This is a genomic window from Pseudoalteromonas sp. CO342X (assembly GCF_004208915.1).
GTDB lineage: Bacteria > Pseudomonadota > Gammaproteobacteria > Enterobacterales > Alteromonadaceae > Pseudoalteromonas > Pseudoalteromonas maricaloris.
In genome coordinates, this window is record NZ_SGPH01000016.1 from 36688 (window position 1) to 50906 (window position 14219).

General features: G+C 43.7%; 15 protein-coding genes. 12 read left to right on the plus strand and 3 right to left on the minus strand.

The annotated features are described in order from the left end of the window. The first annotated feature begins 196 nt into the window (after positions 1 to 196). The 8 genes from EXT47_RS07180 to EXT47_RS07215 all read left to right on the plus strand — a co-directional run bounded on the left by EXT47_RS07180 (position 197) and on the right by EXT47_RS07215 (position 7317). A complete protein-coding gene (locus EXT47_RS07180) occupies positions 197 to 1147 on the plus strand; it encodes a calcium/sodium antiporter (protein ID WP_130126185.1) in 951 nt (316 codons plus the stop codon). A 90-nt stretch (positions 1148 to 1237) separates the two neighbouring features. Further along, a complete protein-coding gene (locus EXT47_RS07185) occupies positions 1238 to 2080 on the plus strand; it encodes an alpha/beta fold hydrolase (protein ID WP_130126186.1) in 843 nt (280 codons plus the stop codon). 62 nt (positions 2081 to 2142) lie between these two features. After that, complete coding sequence (locus EXT47_RS07190) at positions 2143 to 2532, plus strand: hypothetical protein (protein WP_130126187.1); 390 nt, start codon at positions 2143 to 2145, stop codon at positions 2530 to 2532. A gap of 3 nt (positions 2533 to 2535) precedes the next feature. Further along, positions 2536 to 3180: a DUF6058 family natural product biosynthesis protein gene (locus EXT47_RS07195; RefSeq protein WP_039495616.1), complete on the plus strand. Its 645-nt coding sequence runs from the start codon at positions 2536 to 2538 to the stop codon at positions 3178 to 3180. A 114-nt stretch (positions 3181 to 3294) separates the two neighbouring features. Next, positions 3295 to 4428: a type 1 glutamine amidotransferase domain-containing protein gene (locus EXT47_RS07200; protein WP_226899094.1), complete on the plus strand. Its 1134-nt coding sequence runs from the start codon at positions 3295 to 3297 to the stop codon at positions 4426 to 4428. Continuing rightward, entirely contained in the window at positions 4421 to 5332 is a 912-nt protein-coding gene (locus EXT47_RS07205; RefSeq protein ID WP_130126188.1) for a dienelactone hydrolase family protein, read from the plus strand. The genes EXT47_RS07200 and EXT47_RS07205 overlap by 8 nt, the downstream gene beginning before the upstream one ends. Then, positions 5332 to 6033, plus strand: a complete 702-nt coding sequence (locus EXT47_RS07210) for a response regulator transcription factor (RefSeq protein WP_130126189.1) — start codon at positions 5332 to 5334, stop codon at positions 6031 to 6033. Before EXT47_RS07205 ends, EXT47_RS07210 begins: the two co-directional genes overlap by 1 nt. Before the next feature lie 21 nt (positions 6034 to 6054). Further along, on the plus strand, positions 6055 to 7317 hold the full coding sequence (locus tag EXT47_RS07215; RefSeq protein ID WP_130126190.1) for a sensor histidine kinase KdpD: 1263 nt from the start codon (positions 6055 to 6057) through the stop codon (positions 7315 to 7317). Between the two features lie 81 nt (positions 7318 to 7398). Here the strand turns inward: EXT47_RS07215 and EXT47_RS07220 are convergent, their stop codons facing one another. Beyond that, the gene (locus EXT47_RS07220) at positions 7399 to 8094 is read right to left on the minus strand and encodes a hypothetical protein (protein ID WP_130126191.1); all 696 of its coding nucleotides are present in this window, start codon (positions 8092 to 8094) and stop codon (positions 7399 to 7401) included. A 253-nt stretch (positions 8095 to 8347) separates the two neighbouring features. Here EXT47_RS07220 and EXT47_RS07225 point away from each other — a divergent pair, with 253 nt between their 5' ends. Further along, positions 8348 to 9199: a GNAT family N-acetyltransferase gene (locus EXT47_RS07225; RefSeq protein ID WP_130126192.1), complete on the plus strand. Its 852-nt coding sequence runs from the start codon at positions 8348 to 8350 to the stop codon at positions 9197 to 9199. A gap of 5 nt (positions 9200 to 9204) precedes the next feature. Here EXT47_RS07225 and EXT47_RS07230 read toward each other — a convergent pair whose 3' ends face one another. Continuing rightward, positions 9205 to 10665, minus strand: coding sequence for a PLP-dependent aminotransferase family protein (locus tag EXT47_RS07230; protein ID WP_226899091.1), 1461 nt, complete (start codon positions 10663 to 10665; stop codon positions 9205 to 9207). A gap of 108 nt (positions 10666 to 10773) precedes the next feature. On the opposite strand from EXT47_RS07230, the gene EXT47_RS07235 reads away from it, so the two are divergent. Then, positions 10774 to 11550 (plus strand): aldolase, encoded by a 777-nt coding sequence (locus tag EXT47_RS07235; protein ID WP_130126193.1) that lies wholly within the window; start codon positions 10774 to 10776, stop codon positions 11548 to 11550. A gap of 9 nt (positions 11551 to 11559) precedes the next feature. After that, the gene (locus EXT47_RS07240; protein ID WP_130126194.1) at positions 11560 to 12438 is read left to right on the plus strand and encodes a dihydrodipicolinate synthase family protein; all 879 of its coding nucleotides are present in this window, start codon (positions 11560 to 11562) and stop codon (positions 12436 to 12438) included. Here the strand turns inward: EXT47_RS07240 and EXT47_RS07245 are convergent. Continuing rightward, a complete protein-coding gene (locus EXT47_RS07245; protein WP_130126195.1) occupies positions 12435 to 13331 on the minus strand; it encodes a LysR family transcriptional regulator in 897 nt (298 codons plus the stop codon). The two genes, EXT47_RS07240 and EXT47_RS07245, sit on opposite strands and share 4 nt — an antisense overlap. Positions 13332 to 13440: 109 nt before the next feature. Here EXT47_RS07245 and EXT47_RS07250 point away from each other — a divergent pair, with 109 nt between their 5' ends. After that, the gene (locus EXT47_RS07250) at positions 13441 to 14196 is read left to right on the plus strand and encodes an SDR family oxidoreductase (RefSeq protein ID WP_130126196.1); all 756 of its coding nucleotides are present in this window, start codon (positions 13441 to 13443) and stop codon (positions 14194 to 14196) included. Positions 14197 to 14219 lie beyond the last annotated feature (23 nt).

Sequence of the window (14219 nt, forward strand, 5' to 3'; positions counted from 1 at the left end):
TCTCATTAATTTTCGCGCATTAGACACAAATAGAAAGTCTCAGTCTAATGAGTTATTTTGCTCGTCAAGAGTGACAAATCTTTCCCTTAGTTTAGTTGCGCTATAACGTGAATTAAGTGAGTGTAAACAAGGAGTAGTAAATTCTACTCTCGGGTTTTTTAAGCTAACGTTTCATCAAAACGCAAGGTTTGCATCGATGACAATCAATATTATTTATATCGTTTTAGGTTTATCACTGTTGGTATTCGGTGCTGACCGTTTAGTCGTGGGCGCATCTAAACTGGCTGCGAGCTTCAACGTACCCAGTTTACTAATTGGATTAACTATTGTGTCCTTTGGTACCAGTGCTCCTGAGCTTGCGGTCAGTGTGCAATCTGCAGTAGCTGGGCAAGGCAGCTTAGCTGTTGCCAACGTGCTTGGCAGTAATACCTTTAATATCTTATTTATATTGGGTATATCAGCGCTGATAGCGCCGCTGGTGGTGTCACAAACATTGGTAAAAAGAGATATTCCTATGCTAGTGATCGCCTGTTTTATTGTTGCTGCGTTGGTTTGGGATGGTGAGCTAGGTCGCTTTGATGCTGGATTGCTGAGTTTGCTCTTGCTGCTGTATGTTGTGTATTTATTTGTGCAAGGTCGTGCGCTTAGTCACAAAAATGATGAACCAGCGTCATCGCAACAACCAAACCGCTGGCGTGAGCGCGCTGTTAATACAGTGCAATTTATTTTAGGGCTTGGTTTGTTGATATTTGGAGCACAGTTGATGGTTGATAACGCGGTGCAACTTGCCCGTACTTTAGCGGTGGATGAAGTGATGATTGGCTTAACCATTATTGCAATAGGTACTTCGCTACCAGAAGTGGTTACCTCAGTAACGGCGAGCATAAAAGGGCATGTTGATATAGCGGTAGGAAATGTGATTGGCAGTAACTTATTCAATTTACTCGGTGTCCTAGGCGTGGCTGGACTTATCAGCAATAGCCCTTTGGAAGTGACAAATCGTATGCTAAGTGCGGATATTTCGGTCATGATCGTTGCAACTTTACTTTGTACTCCACTACTTATTTCAGGCCTGAAGCTTAGTCGTCGAGAAGGTGGTATCTTGTTTATGGGTTATGTAGCTTATTTCATTTATACGTTGAGTTAATAAGGTTTCAGAAGTTTCTGAAACTTTATTGTGTTTATCGAGTAAACTAATTAGTATGTTATTGGGAAAACTTAAAAATGAGAAAGGACAATGAAAACAATAACATCAGCAGTACTCGGACTCGTCGCTTACAGTTCAGTGGCCAGCGCCAACCAATCAGTTCATGAACATGATTATCAATATGTGGAAATAAATGGCAACAAACTTGCCTATGCTTGTAAAGGAGAGGGCGAGACTACCGCACTTTTACTAGCTGGGATGGGCCTTGATGCTCATGAAACCTACAAAAACACCATTCATAACATAAATCCAAAAGGCTATCGCTTATGTTTTTATGATAGAGCTGGCACCGGAAAAAGCACTTTTGCGAAGCCTCGAGTACGGACTATGTTGGAGCTTACACAAGAGCTTGAGGCATTCACTCAAGCCACTAAAATGGATAATTTGGTACTTGTACCTCACTCTTTTGGTGGTTTTGTTGCAAGAGCCTATGCCAACCGAAACCCTGAAAAAGTAAAAGGTATGGTGCTTATCGATATCGCTCATGAGTCTTGGTATCACGATATGAAAAGTAAGATGTCCAAAGAAGCATGGAAGATAATGGAATGGATCATCAACTGGGAGCGAGATACTCATTCATTAGAAGATTTGGAAGAAGCTTCTGCCCATACAGAGATGTACAATATCAACCGGAAAATACCAGTTACTATACTGTCACGTGGGATCCCTCATGTTTCTATTCGCTCTACTGGTATGAGCTATGCCGATGTTGATGTTTATACTCAAACTTCAAAAGACTCCCAAATAAAGCTGCAAGAAATTGGCGATAATGTTACGCCCATTACCATGAAATATGCGTCTCACCTGTTTGATGAAACAGATCCATTTATTGCCATCAAATATATTGAAGAAATGGTGAAAAAGGTACAATAATATTTTTTACGCAAAGGGTTAGCGGTTATACTGCTGCTAACCTAACTAACAATAATAAAGCAATGTTCTCTCATCACATAATCAGTTCAAAAATCACGACTTTCTTAGTAGCTGCAGCTGGCTTTGCAGGGGTGGTATTGTTAGTACTGGGTGTATTTAACCATCCGGAATTGACGTTAATCCTCGACTTTACAGCAAGCTTTTTATGCTTGATGGTTGCGTTTAAGTTATATCAAAAGCAACTCAGGGCCTTAAGCTGGGCTGCGGTGCTCGGCGCGCTTATGTCCATTGGCGTAGTCGTTGATGATACGCTAATCCAATTTTCATCAGGGCTGCTATTAACGGTTCAGTTGAACCTAGAAACCATAGCCGTAAACATTAACTTGCTTGGCTTGATTATCATCGCGACTGCGCTCACGGCAAAAATAAAGCTAACTAATTCAAAGGAATAATCAATGGAGCTACTGACCTATCTGCAGACGCATTTTATTACCAAAGAAACCTTGCTGCGCGAGTCGCAGTTATCCCATCTTGAATTGACTACGTTAATTGAAAAGCGTTTGATGCCAAAAGCCGCCTATAAGTTAGCATTGAAGCTCGAATGCGATTCTTTCTTTGGCGAGCACAGTGATGAAAGCTGCCTGGAATTTTATCCGCAAGGGGCTTTAGTGTGGCTTGGTGCTGTGTCACAAGTAGCGGATGAAGCACAAGCCTTTGCACTCTTTAGTAAACGTTATAAAAACCAACTGCATAGATTAAAAGCGCAAGGCTTTAATCCGCGAGATGCAAAACTGGATCAAGACATCGACGCGCACTTAGAAAGTGAGTGGCAACACTTCCTTGGCGGTATTTACGGACTTTGTACTAAAACGGGTTTACCTGAAGATATTGCAAATAAAGAAGCCGCTATCGTTATCATCAATGAGTATTTGGCACGAGATGAACATTTGAGTCTGGATGAACTGACTCAGCTTCACCAAGTGGTTGATTTATTGGATGAGGCCAGTGCCTTATTTGCGCCTCATGAGCGTGAACGTAGCTCACGCAAGCGCTTAATCGACGACGTAAGAGCAAAATTTCCAAAGCCTTTAACATCATAATTAACTGTTTTTCGCTTTTTAAATCATGTGAATTGACTTCACATCCATTTCACACCTGTCCGCATAAAGTGTCTGTAACAAAACAACACAAGGGTCAACAGGCCCGAGGACAGGATGATGAACAAATCACTATTAACCTTATCTCTCGTTGCTGCCTTATCAGCAACTTCAATCAATGCGGTTGCGCAAGATAAAAATACACCTCATGTGCTCATGGTGCTCAGTAGTTATGGCGAAATGGGGGCTGATGGCTCTTTAAGCAAACCTGGATTTGAATTTGACGAGCTCAGTAAAGCGTATGCCGTGTTCAAACAAAATGGCATAAAAGTCACGTTAGCCTCGCCAAAGGGCGGTGAACCACTTGCCGATAAGTTCGATAAGAACAAACCCTACAATCAAGCATACAGTAACGATACGACAGCGATGGTGCAGCTTAAAAACACTAAAAGACTGAGTGAGTTAGAGCCCTCGCAATACGATGCTGTATTTGTGGTTGGGGGCAAAGGCCCAATGTTCGACTTGCATGACTCCAAGCCGTTACAGGCGATTATTCGTGATATCTACGTTAACAACGGCGTGATTGGTGCGGTTTGTCATGGTCCTGCTGCATTGGTGGATGTAAAGCTTGAAAATGGAGAGTACTTAATCGCTGGCAAGCGAGTAAATGGCTTTACCAACGAAGAAGAAGCAGCGTTTGGTAAAAAGTGGACCAAACAGTTTCCATTCCTACTTGAAGATAAACTCATTGAGCGTGGAGCATCGTTTGTGCAAGACGGGTTGATGTTGAATCAGGTCAGTATTGACGGTCAATTGATCACAGGGCAAAACCCTTTTTCTACGGTAGACACTGCTAAAGCGATGGTTGCGGCGCTAGGTCTGACGGTAAGCGAGTTACCGCGATTCAAAGACGATGAAAGTATTTTGCTGGTAGAGCAATTCTTTTCAGATAGTAGCAAAGCGAAGGCGCGTTATTTAGCGGATAAGTCATCATTTGATCCTATGTTGCTCGGGATCTCTGGTTTATATCAAGCGCAGCATGCGCAAACTGCTCATCAACTTGCCGTGGCCATTGAGTTGATGCAATTAACCCTTGCAGATATCGATCACCCCATGCTGTACGAAGCACTAATAAATGCACAGCTCAAACTAAATGATGTATCTGGCGCAAAATCCACAATAAAAGCAGCGCTTAAAAAGCACGGTACGGCGGAGAGTTTGATTGCACTAAAAGAGAAAGTTTATGGTTAAGCAAAACTGGAGAAAAGCAATGTTAGTAGTGACTGGAATTATCGCGGGCGTTGCCGCTGTTTGGTATGCAGTATTTGGATTAAAGCCATACAGCGTTACGCCAGAGGAATTAACGCAAATATATAGCTATGAGCAAAAGGCGGTGGAGGTAAAGCTATCGCCGCTCGAGGGCAATCAATTTTCACTCGAATACATTAGTTTTGACGGTGATAAAGTGAATGGCCAAATCATTTACCCCACTAATTACGATGCTAGTAAACCAATGCCTATCATGGTGGGTGTCCATGCGATGGCTCGTAGTTATGTGCGTTGGATGCAGGAGAGTTTTAGAGGATATGATACGTTTGAGCAAACCGATGAACTTACCAAAATGGCACTAGCAAGCGGGTATGCCGTGGTGGCCATTGATTCAAGAAATCATGGTAAGCGTAAAGATCTCGAACATGGTATTTTTAAAATAATGGATGATTTAGATTGGTGGGGCAAGCGCGAACCGTACGAAAAGTTAATTATTGATTCGGTAAAGGATCACAGGGTACTGCTTGATTGGATTGCAACTCAACCGCAATTTGATCAAGACCAAATCAGTGTTGCGGGATATAGCATGGGAGGTCAAATCAGTTTAATTCTAGCAGCGCTGGATAAGCGAGTAGATAATGTATTATCAATTGTGCCGCCTTACCTGACTAACGCGGTGGCACGAGTGGCGATTAAAAACTTTGCGACGGCAGTTGATTCTCCCAAGGTGTGGTTGGTCTCGGCTGATGACGATGAATACACTAGCGAGCGTGAAAATGAAGCACTATTTGAAGCCATTGCGAGTGTGCAAAAACATCATGTAGTCATTGAAGGTGGGCATCTCTTGCCTGAAGGCTACTACAAAAAACTACAAGGCTGGTATTAATGAAAGCAAGCTCACAACTCAATATTTTAGTGATTGAAGACAACCCCGCGATTGCAAGTAATATAGCCGATTACTTCGATATGCAGGGACATAATCTGGACTTTGCTTATACGGGAGAGCAGGGTTGTGAGCTTGCATTAACGCAATATTTTGACTGTATTATTTTAGATATTATGCTGCCAGATATTGAAGGGCTAGAGGTCTGTCAGCGATTGAGGCTTCAAGCTGACAGGCATATTCCCATCATCATGTTAACTGCTCGAGATACCTTGGATGATAAATTAGCAGGATTTGCGCAGGGTGCGGATGATTACCTCACCAAACCTTTTTCGCTAGAGGAGCTAGCCGCGCGAGTCAGCGCATTAACTTGCCGATTAAATCCCACATCTGCTGCAAGGACACTAAGTGTAGGGGACGCAGATAAACAGGTTACGCTCAACTATCAAAATCAAACAGTAACGCGGGGTGAGACTGCACTCGTGTTACCGCCAATATTGTTCAATATTCTTAAAATTTTGATGGAAAGTTATCCTCGAGCGGTGTCAAAGAGTGAGCTCGTTGAGCGTATTTGGGGCGAGGAGGGCACTGACTCGGATTCTTTACGGTCACACATCTACCAATTACGCAAAGCGGTAGATAAGCCATTTCCAACTACCATTATTAAAACCATTCACAGCGTTGGCTTGGTGCTGGATTTATAGCTGAAATAGCAACTGAGAAAAATGAAAACAAAACAACTAAGAAACCGCATCATCACTTATTTTGTCTCTATCGTCGTGTTGCTCAGTGTATTATTTTCACTGATCACTTTGCTTTTTAGCTACATCATAGAAGACAGTTTTTTTTATCAAATTTTAGAGGATGAAAGAAAGCAGATAGCGCTTCAAATCGTCAATAACGAGACACCAAAAGCACATTTTGACTTCGTTACATTTCATCCTACAACCGACACTTTACCCGCGGTGGTAAGAACGCTACTCGCTGAGGAACCAAACCGCAAAGAGTTTAGCGCTGAGGCGGGTAAACATTATCATATCGCCTTTCTAAACAAGGACGACCGTGGACAAGGCATATTGCTTGCTGAAGTAAGCGGCCATCTTGTAGTGCGCGAACTGCGAGGCTTGATGCTTGGTTTTTCACTGAGCCTATTGGCGATTGGATTAGTGATCGCGTTATTGTTAGCACTCGGAACGGTAAAGCTGGCAAAAAAACTACTTAAACCTTTGGATGAGCTTATGGTAATTGTAGACGGGAGTCCCGTTGAAAACCTACCGACCAATTTTGCATCTCAGTTTTCGCAAAATGAAATTGGTAAATTTGCACAAACGCTAGAATCGGCCCTTGCTCGCATTCGAGCATTCGTTGAGCGTGAACGCCAATTTACCAGAGATATTTCCCATGAATTGAGAACACCTGTCACCATTTCCCAAGGGGCGGTCAGTTTACTCAACCACACTGAGTTAAACAGTAAACAGCAAGAGCTGGTGGCAAGGATAGCGGAGTCTGATCAGCAGATGCAGCTAACACTAGAAGCGTTACTTGCCCTTGCCCGGGAAAAAGCAAATACACCGGAGCAGACTAATCTACAATCCGTGATTGAAGCCTGCATTATTAATAACCAAGCGCTGTTTGAGCATAAAGTCCTCAGTATCGACTTACCCGGCAATGTATTTGTTCCTATGGCCGCACAGGAGCTAAGATTAGTGGTGCAAAACCTGTTACAGAACGCTGTACATCATAGCCAAGGTGAGCAAATTCATATTCGTTATAGAGATAATACACTAACGATTGCGGATAATGGCCAAGGGTTACCAGAGATCTTTACGGCAAACGAGCAAGCCTTTGAGTCTGGTATGCGGGGTCCTAATAGTTTAGGTACAGGCATTGGCTTATCGCTAGTAAAGCGTCTTTGTGAGAAGTTTTCTGTAGAGGTGATGATTGAAAGTGGCGAAACGGGTGTATCGGTTCACTTAAAGTTTGCTTAGGGTCTTTGTTGACCTGACCCAACACAGAATGAAAAGGCACGGTGACTTTCGTTATCGTACCTTGAGAGAATTTAATTGAACTTAAGAAAACTCGGCGATAACCAATACTCTCTTGTGTTTAGCACTATAAAAAACAATCCCTTCGCCACCGCCCTCAAAATAAGTGGAGAAGCAGAAGGTACCAAGGTAGGCAAAATCTACGTCATGCTCTTCATCAAAAAAGCCAATTTCACGAGTGGAGTAGTGGCTGTAATTCTCGCCACTTTGCTCATCCATAGCGTCAAAATAGCGCGTTTCATCATCACCTTCTTCATCCCACAAATAGGCGTCCCAATTGCAACCGAGTATGGGTTGGCCACCGAATTCAAATAGCGGAACGCTTTCATCGTTTTCGTCAAGAGAGTAGTTAAGTCGTTGATGTTTGGCGTAGAAGTTGGCTGCTTGCTGATAGTATTCGCTATAGTCTTCAAAATCCTCCGTCTCTTCACTTAGGTTGTCAACATTGTGAGCGTCAACTTGCCACCCATTGTCTGTCAGTGAGTACGAGATATAAGGAAGGTCGCCATCAAAAATCTCCATAGAAATCGGTAATGCGATAAGTACATTATCATCGCTGTTTACGTCTAACTTTGAATAGGCAAGTAGTCCTATTGGTAATAGCTGATTGTCATTAAACGCGACATCTTGGCAACTCGGGAATGGCTTGTAAAAATCAGTCGCTTGTAACACTTTTGTTGCAGGGCATGCGAGCGCCGAATCTTTAATGTAGAGGGCCATAAAACAACTCCTTTTTATGGTTTATTTTTTGGTAATTAATACGTTAGGATTGTATTTGGTGCACACCATATAGCGATGTGTGTGGAAAATCAATCAGTGTAATAACTATTCGGGCGTTAGCGTGCCTGTCCTTTATATTGTTACTTTATATTTGCTCCAGATTTGTGGTTTATTATGCCTATGATAGGGCCATTGCAGTGCCGGATTGTCCGCTATAATACAAACTACATCAGGTGAGAAAAGTAGATACGCCATGGAAAATAGAGCATTTAAAATAAAAGTAATGGATCTAACTGAATTAGAAATTGCAGCAAAGTGGGCTCTGCAAGAAGGGTGGAATCCTGGGCTTAGCGACGCACAGTGCTACTATCAAGCCGATCCAAATGGCTTTTTAATTGGCTATCTAGGCGATGAACCTATCGCTTCGATTTCGGTGGTTAAGTACGATGATTCATTTGGTTTTTTAGGCTTTTATATCGTTAAGCGTGAGTATCGAGGTCAGGGTTATGGGATGCAGATTTGGCAGGCAGGACTTCAATATTTAGCTGGTTGTAACGTCGCACTGGATGGAGTGGTCGCGCAGCAAGAGAATTACAAAAAATCGGGTTTTAAGCTCGCCTATCGTAATATTCGCTACGAAGGAGTGGGTGGCGGCGAAACGCCTGATTGCACAAACTTAGTGGCACTTGAAAGATTACCGATAGAAGAAGTCATTGCGTACGACAGTACGTTTTTCCCAGCAAAAAGAGTAGCCTTTGTTGACGCTTGGATTAACCAGCCAAACTGCCACGCTTTAGGCATTAAACAGGATGACACACTTGTAGCCATAGGTGTGATCCGTCCTTGTCACATTGGCTATAAAATAGGACCTCTTTATGCTGATAACGCAGAACTTGCAGAAACACTCTTCTTAGCGCTTAGGTCCAAGGTATCAGCAACTGAGGCCATTTATTTGGATGTGCCAGAAGTAAATGCAGCTGCTGTTGCGCTTGCACAAAAGTACAAGATGTCACTTTCTTTTGAAACCGCCAGAATGTATACCGCTGAACGCCCTGATTTGCCATTAGCGCGAGTGTTCGGGGTAACTTCGTTTGAAATTGGTTAATGTTTTCACTCAAACAGCGAGTCATAAAGTAAATGTATTGCTTTGCAAATTTCCGGCTCTGAAAGTGCGCCAAAGCCGAATCTAATATGGCTGGCAGGGGACTGTGAATTTGTAAACACTGAACTTAGGGTAAAGTCTTTACTGGGTGCAAAGCTCAGCGGGTTTGTCTTTGCAACAGTGGAAATGTCAAGCCATAGTGCCAGTCCGCCTGTGGGAATATGATAGGAGATCCGTGTTCCAAATACGCGTTCGAGTTCAGCCATGGCAAAATCTCTACGCGCTTGATATTGCCTTCTGGTTTTGCGTATGTGGCGTTTGACTTCACCTAAATCCATTAAGCTCGCCAGCACGATTTCCGAGACGGTATTACCTTGTCTATCAATAAGCATTATCTGTTGTGCAATACGTTCGATAAATTCAGGCGCGGCGGCAATGTACCCAAGCCTCAAACCTGGGGCAAACACTTTTGACATTGACCCGATAAGAATCACGTTTTCAGAATTTGGCAGGCTTGAAAGTGGAGGAATAGGCCGTGTGTTGTAGTGAAACTCATGATCATAATCGTCTTCGAGTATCGCAAAATTATACGCTTTTGACAGTGCTAACAATGCGAGTCTCCGCTCCATCGGCATGGTTACTGTGGTTGGGTATTGGTGGTGAGGAGTAACATACACCGCAGCAATTGGATGGGTAGCTAACAGTGCTGCGAGCTGCTCAGTATCGAGACCGTTATCATCGATTGGACAAGGCAAAACGACAAAGCCGTGGGCCTCAAATGCCGCCTTTGCAGGGAGATAACAAAGTGCTTCAACAACAATTGCACCTTTACGAGGATCGAGCACTTTTGAGGCGAGATAAATGCCCATTTGACTCCCTCGAACGATGCAAACCTCCTCGATATTACAATTCATAAAGCGGTCAAAGCTTAGCATGTTTGCAATTGCACCGCGAAGCTCAGGTGTTCCTCTTGGATCGCCATACCCAAGCTGCGCCTTGCGACTTAATTCGATGCAAACTTTACGATAGGTTCTGGCGAGCAGAGTATAAGGGATTAAGCGAGAGTCGGGACTGCCATCATTTAAACTGGTGAAATCGTTCAATGGCTCTATTGCGTCTTGATAGAGCATTTCAACAAGGCCAGATGTTGCTTTGGTCTTTTGCGTCATCGTGACCAGATGCTGGGTTGAATCAGTTAACGATTGCTCGGGCAATTCATAGGCAACAAAAGTCCCTGAGCGAGGTTTTGTAAGCAGCCAACCTTGTGCTTCTAGTTCTTCGTAAACGACTTGTACGGTTTTTCGATTGATACTTAATTGTTCAGCGAGCTTCCGAGAGCTCGGCAGCAAAGTGCCGGGATTTAACCTGCCCAAAGTGATGTCTGAGGTAATTTGATTGAGCAGTTTGGTATGTATCGTTTTCCCCTGCGAGTGGGTCAAACAAAAGTGCATTTGCCAAGATTTGGACATAACGGAGTATTTATCTGGACCAGTTAAAATTAAAAAACTGGATGTTATTTTTGGTCCAGTTTGGCGTTACTTTATCCTCGTTGTCAAGCAGTAAAGAGGAGAGTATAGGTGAAGACAGCACTAATGAGGAAAGGGGAGCTGATGCAAAACGCTCAGCTTCAAATGCAAAACCAACTAACCACAAAGGCTTTTAGTCAACATGAAAAACTCGCGCTAACCTGTCGAATACTCTTTGATAAGGGTCATGACTCGGGGCTTGCAGGCCAGATAACCTGTCGAGTAGAGCATGAGAATCACTTTCTTACTCAACAGTTGGGACTTGGGTTCGATGAGATCACGGCAAACAATCTGATTGAGGTGGACGCAGATCTTAATCCGATTAACGGAAAGGGGATGGCAAACCCTGCAAATCGCTTCCATACCTGGATTTATCAACATCATCCTGAAGTGAATTGCATTATTCACACCCATCCTACTCATGTGGCGGCGCTTTCAATGCTAGAAACCCCACTGATAATCTCACAAATGGATACGTGTGCGTTATATGAAGACTGCTCATTCGTGGCCAATTGGCCTGGAGTGCCTGTGGGTAATGAAGAGGGCAAACTTATTTCAGAGGCGCTTGGCAATAATCGTGCGGTGTTTTTGGCTCACCACGGCCAGCTCGTGACAGGGAAAACGATAGAAGAGGCGTGCAATTTGGCGGTATTAATTGAACGCGCTGCTAAGTTACAACTCCTTGCTATGGCGGCAGGAGATATCAAATCTTTACCTCCTGAGCTTGCTCGAGAAGCGCATGACTGGGTGTCGACAGAAAAAAGAAATCAAGTGAACTTTGCATACTATGCAAGGCAAGCACTCAAACTCCATGTTGATTGTATTTAAGGAATTGCGATGAAAATTTCAGGTATTATCGGTTACACCGTGACACCGTTCGATCCCTGTACGCAAGGGGTTGATTTGGCTAAACTTGGCGAAGTGATAGATATTTTACTTGCAGGCGATGTGGATGCGATAGCTGCGCTTGGCAGCGCAGGAGAGGCGGCCTATTTAACCGCGCAGGAGTGGCAGCAAGTTGCTGAATTTACTGTCAAACATGTCGCAGGGCGGGTTCCTGTTATCATCGGGATTGCAGCGTTAACGACTGCACAAGCCACGACTTATGCTAAGTATGCCCACCAATTTGGTGCGGATATGATCATGCTTTCACCTTTTTCTTACTATCAATTGAGCGAGCAAGAGATATTTGAACATTATCAGCAAGTGTCGAACGCTTCGCCGTTACCTATCATGATCTACAATAATCCAGCAGTATGTGGTGTGGACATGACACCTGAGTTAATGCTGGCAATGGTGGCAGACATTGAAAATGTTGTCGCGATTAAAGAGAGCTCGGGTGACATTCAGCGGATGCACAAAATTTATCATCTTAGTGAGGGAGCGGTGCCATTCTTTAACGGTTGTAATCACATGGCATTAGAGGCATTGACTGCCGGTGCAGCAGGGTGGTGCACTGCGGCGCCATGTTTAATCGGTGATAAGCCAAAACAGTTATTGCAGGCTGTTGCAAACAGCGAATTTGAACGTGCTCAAGGGCTATTTTATCAACAGTTTGAGTTTCTGGAATTTATTGTGAGCTCTGGCCTTGCCGCCGCAGTAAAAGCTGGGTTCGCACTGAAAGGTATGGATGTCGGTGGTCCAAGAGCGCCATTGCTACCACTCAATGACGCTAAGCAAAAACAGTTAGCGCAATTACTAAGTAATTTGCGTTAATCGAAGCGGTATTGCTGATAGGTTGAAGTCAATAGCTCAACAAACTCCCGTACCTTTGCGGGAGTATATTGCTTCGACAAGTACAGTGCGTGAATAGGATAACTTTCATCGTGTAGTTCAGGTAGTAGCTGTACACAACTGCCCATAGCTAATTCATCTTGAAATGCCCATAGCGGCCCGTAATGCACACCAAGGCCAGCGTTTACCCAATTTTTTAGCACTGCAACACTGTTGGCGATGAGTTTACCACTTACCGCAACAGCTTCACGGTGCAGGCCTTTACCGAGAATGAGCTGATTATCAAGCTTAGGTTTATTGTAAAAGATAAAGTCCAGTTTGCTTAAATCGCTAAAGCGTTGTGGTTGTCCCATGCGTTCAATATACGATTTAGAGGCCACTAAGACCCGTGGTACATGGCCTAGTTGTCGGCAAATCAAGGAGGAATCATCCAGTTTGCCAATCCTAATTGCAATATCGATTTGTTTAGCCTTGAGATCTTCAAAATGACTGCCGAGCAGTAACTCGATATTGAGATCTGGATAGGTGGTTATCATGGTTTGTACCACAGGAGCAATGAAGCGCTCGGCGAAGTCGTGTGGAGCTGCAACCCTCAATGTCCCAGAAGGCACTGCTGAGGTGCCTGAAATCGATTCTTCTAATTCCCTTTTTTCATCTAGTAATTGCTTTACGCCTTTATAGTACTCAAGCCCAACCTCAGTTGCAGCCGTTTGCTTGGTGGAGCGCTGTAAAAGTTTTACTCCTAATCGACTTTCTAAGTTTGCGAGCTTTCGGCTTACCGAGGAGGGATCGGTACCTATCACTTCAGCCGCAGATTTGAGGCTGCCAGATTCAACGGTAAGAACAAACAAATCTTCTTCAGTAATCGATTTCATAGCGGATGTGAAAAATGCAATTAGTAAATGACTAAAATCACTATACCTGTATCCCTTTCACCTAGCTACACTAAAAGTCGATTGAATATTTCAAGTAGGAGAAATAGGTATGTCTAAGCAGTTAACAGGTAAGGTCGCGTTTATCACTGGGTCATCCAAAAATATGGGGAAGGATTTTGCTATTGCGCTGGCAAAGCAAGGCGCTGATCTTGTCATTCACTATCATAGTGCGCATTCTAAACCACAAGCACTTGAAACCCAGAAGGAAGTTGAAGCGCTGGGTGTTAGGACTACGTTAGTACACGGAGATGTCAGCAATAAAGCGCAGGTAATGAATATATTTGAGCATATTATTAGTGAGTTTGGCGGCGTAGATATCGTTATCAATAATGCCGGTACTATCAGTAAAAAACCGTTTGTTGAGTATAGCGAGGAAGATTTTGACAGGCTATTTGGGATCAACTGTAAAGGAGCATTTTTTGTGATGCAAGAAGCCGCTAAACATATTCGTGATAACGGTCGGATCATTAATATGGGCACTTCGCTGCTGGCAGCATTTACTGGAAATTATGCGCTCTATGCTGGCTCAAAAGCACCACTTGAGCATTTTACTCGTGCGCTGGCAAAGGAAATCGGACATCGAGGAGTGACCGTCAATACCATCGCACCAGGTCCAATTGACACTGACTTTTTCCATGGCGAAGAAAACGAGCAAACCGTTAATTATTTGCAGTCTGCAAGTGTAATGAACCGACTAGGGCAAGTAGACGATATTACCCCTGCGGTGCTTTATCTTGCGTCGGAGCAATCACGCTGGACGACTGGACAAACCTTGTTTGTTAACGGAGGCTTTGTCACTCGTTAAGTATGCTATGAGGGCACAAGTTG

Coding starts and splice junctions, on each gene's coding strand:
- EXT47_RS07240 (WP_130126194.1), top strand. CDS start 11,560: ATGAAAATTTCAGGTATTATCGGTTACACCGTGACACCGTTCGATCCC.
- EXT47_RS07220 (WP_130126191.1), bottom strand. CDS start 8,094: ATGGCCCTCTACATTAAAGATTCGGCGCTCGCATGCCCTGCAACAAAA.
- EXT47_RS07210 (WP_130126189.1), top strand. CDS start 5,332: ATGAAAGCAAGCTCACAACTCAATATTTTAGTGATTGAAGACAACCCC.
- EXT47_RS07200 (WP_226899094.1), top strand. CDS start 3,295: ATGATGAACAAATCACTATTAACCTTATCTCTCGTTGCTGCCTTATCA.
- EXT47_RS07205 (WP_130126188.1), top strand. CDS start 4,421: ATGGTTAAGCAAAACTGGAGAAAAGCAATGTTAGTAGTGACTGGAATT.
- EXT47_RS07195 (WP_039495616.1), top strand. CDS start 2,536: ATGGAGCTACTGACCTATCTGCAGACGCATTTTATTACCAAAGAAACC.
- EXT47_RS07225 (WP_130126192.1), top strand. CDS start 8,348: ATGGAAAATAGAGCATTTAAAATAAAAGTAATGGATCTAACTGAATTA.
- EXT47_RS07245 (WP_130126195.1), bottom strand. CDS start 13,331: ATGAAATCGATTACTGAAGAAGATTTGTTTGTTCTTACCGTTGAATCT.
- EXT47_RS07215 (WP_130126190.1), top strand. CDS start 6,055: ATGAAAACAAAACAACTAAGAAACCGCATCATCACTTATTTTGTCTCT.
- EXT47_RS07180 (WP_130126185.1), top strand. CDS start 197: ATGACAATCAATATTATTTATATCGTTTTAGGTTTATCACTGTTGGTA.
- EXT47_RS07250 (WP_130126196.1), top strand. CDS start 13,441: ATGTCTAAGCAGTTAACAGGTAAGGTCGCGTTTATCACTGGGTCATCC.
- EXT47_RS07230 (WP_226899091.1), bottom strand. CDS start 10,665: ATGTCCAAATCTTGGCAAATGCACTTTTGTTTGACCCACTCGCAGGGG.
- EXT47_RS07185 (WP_130126186.1), top strand. CDS start 1,238: ATGAAAACAATAACATCAGCAGTACTCGGACTCGTCGCTTACAGTTCA.
- EXT47_RS07190 (WP_130126187.1), top strand. CDS start 2,143: ATGTTCTCTCATCACATAATCAGTTCAAAAATCACGACTTTCTTAGTA.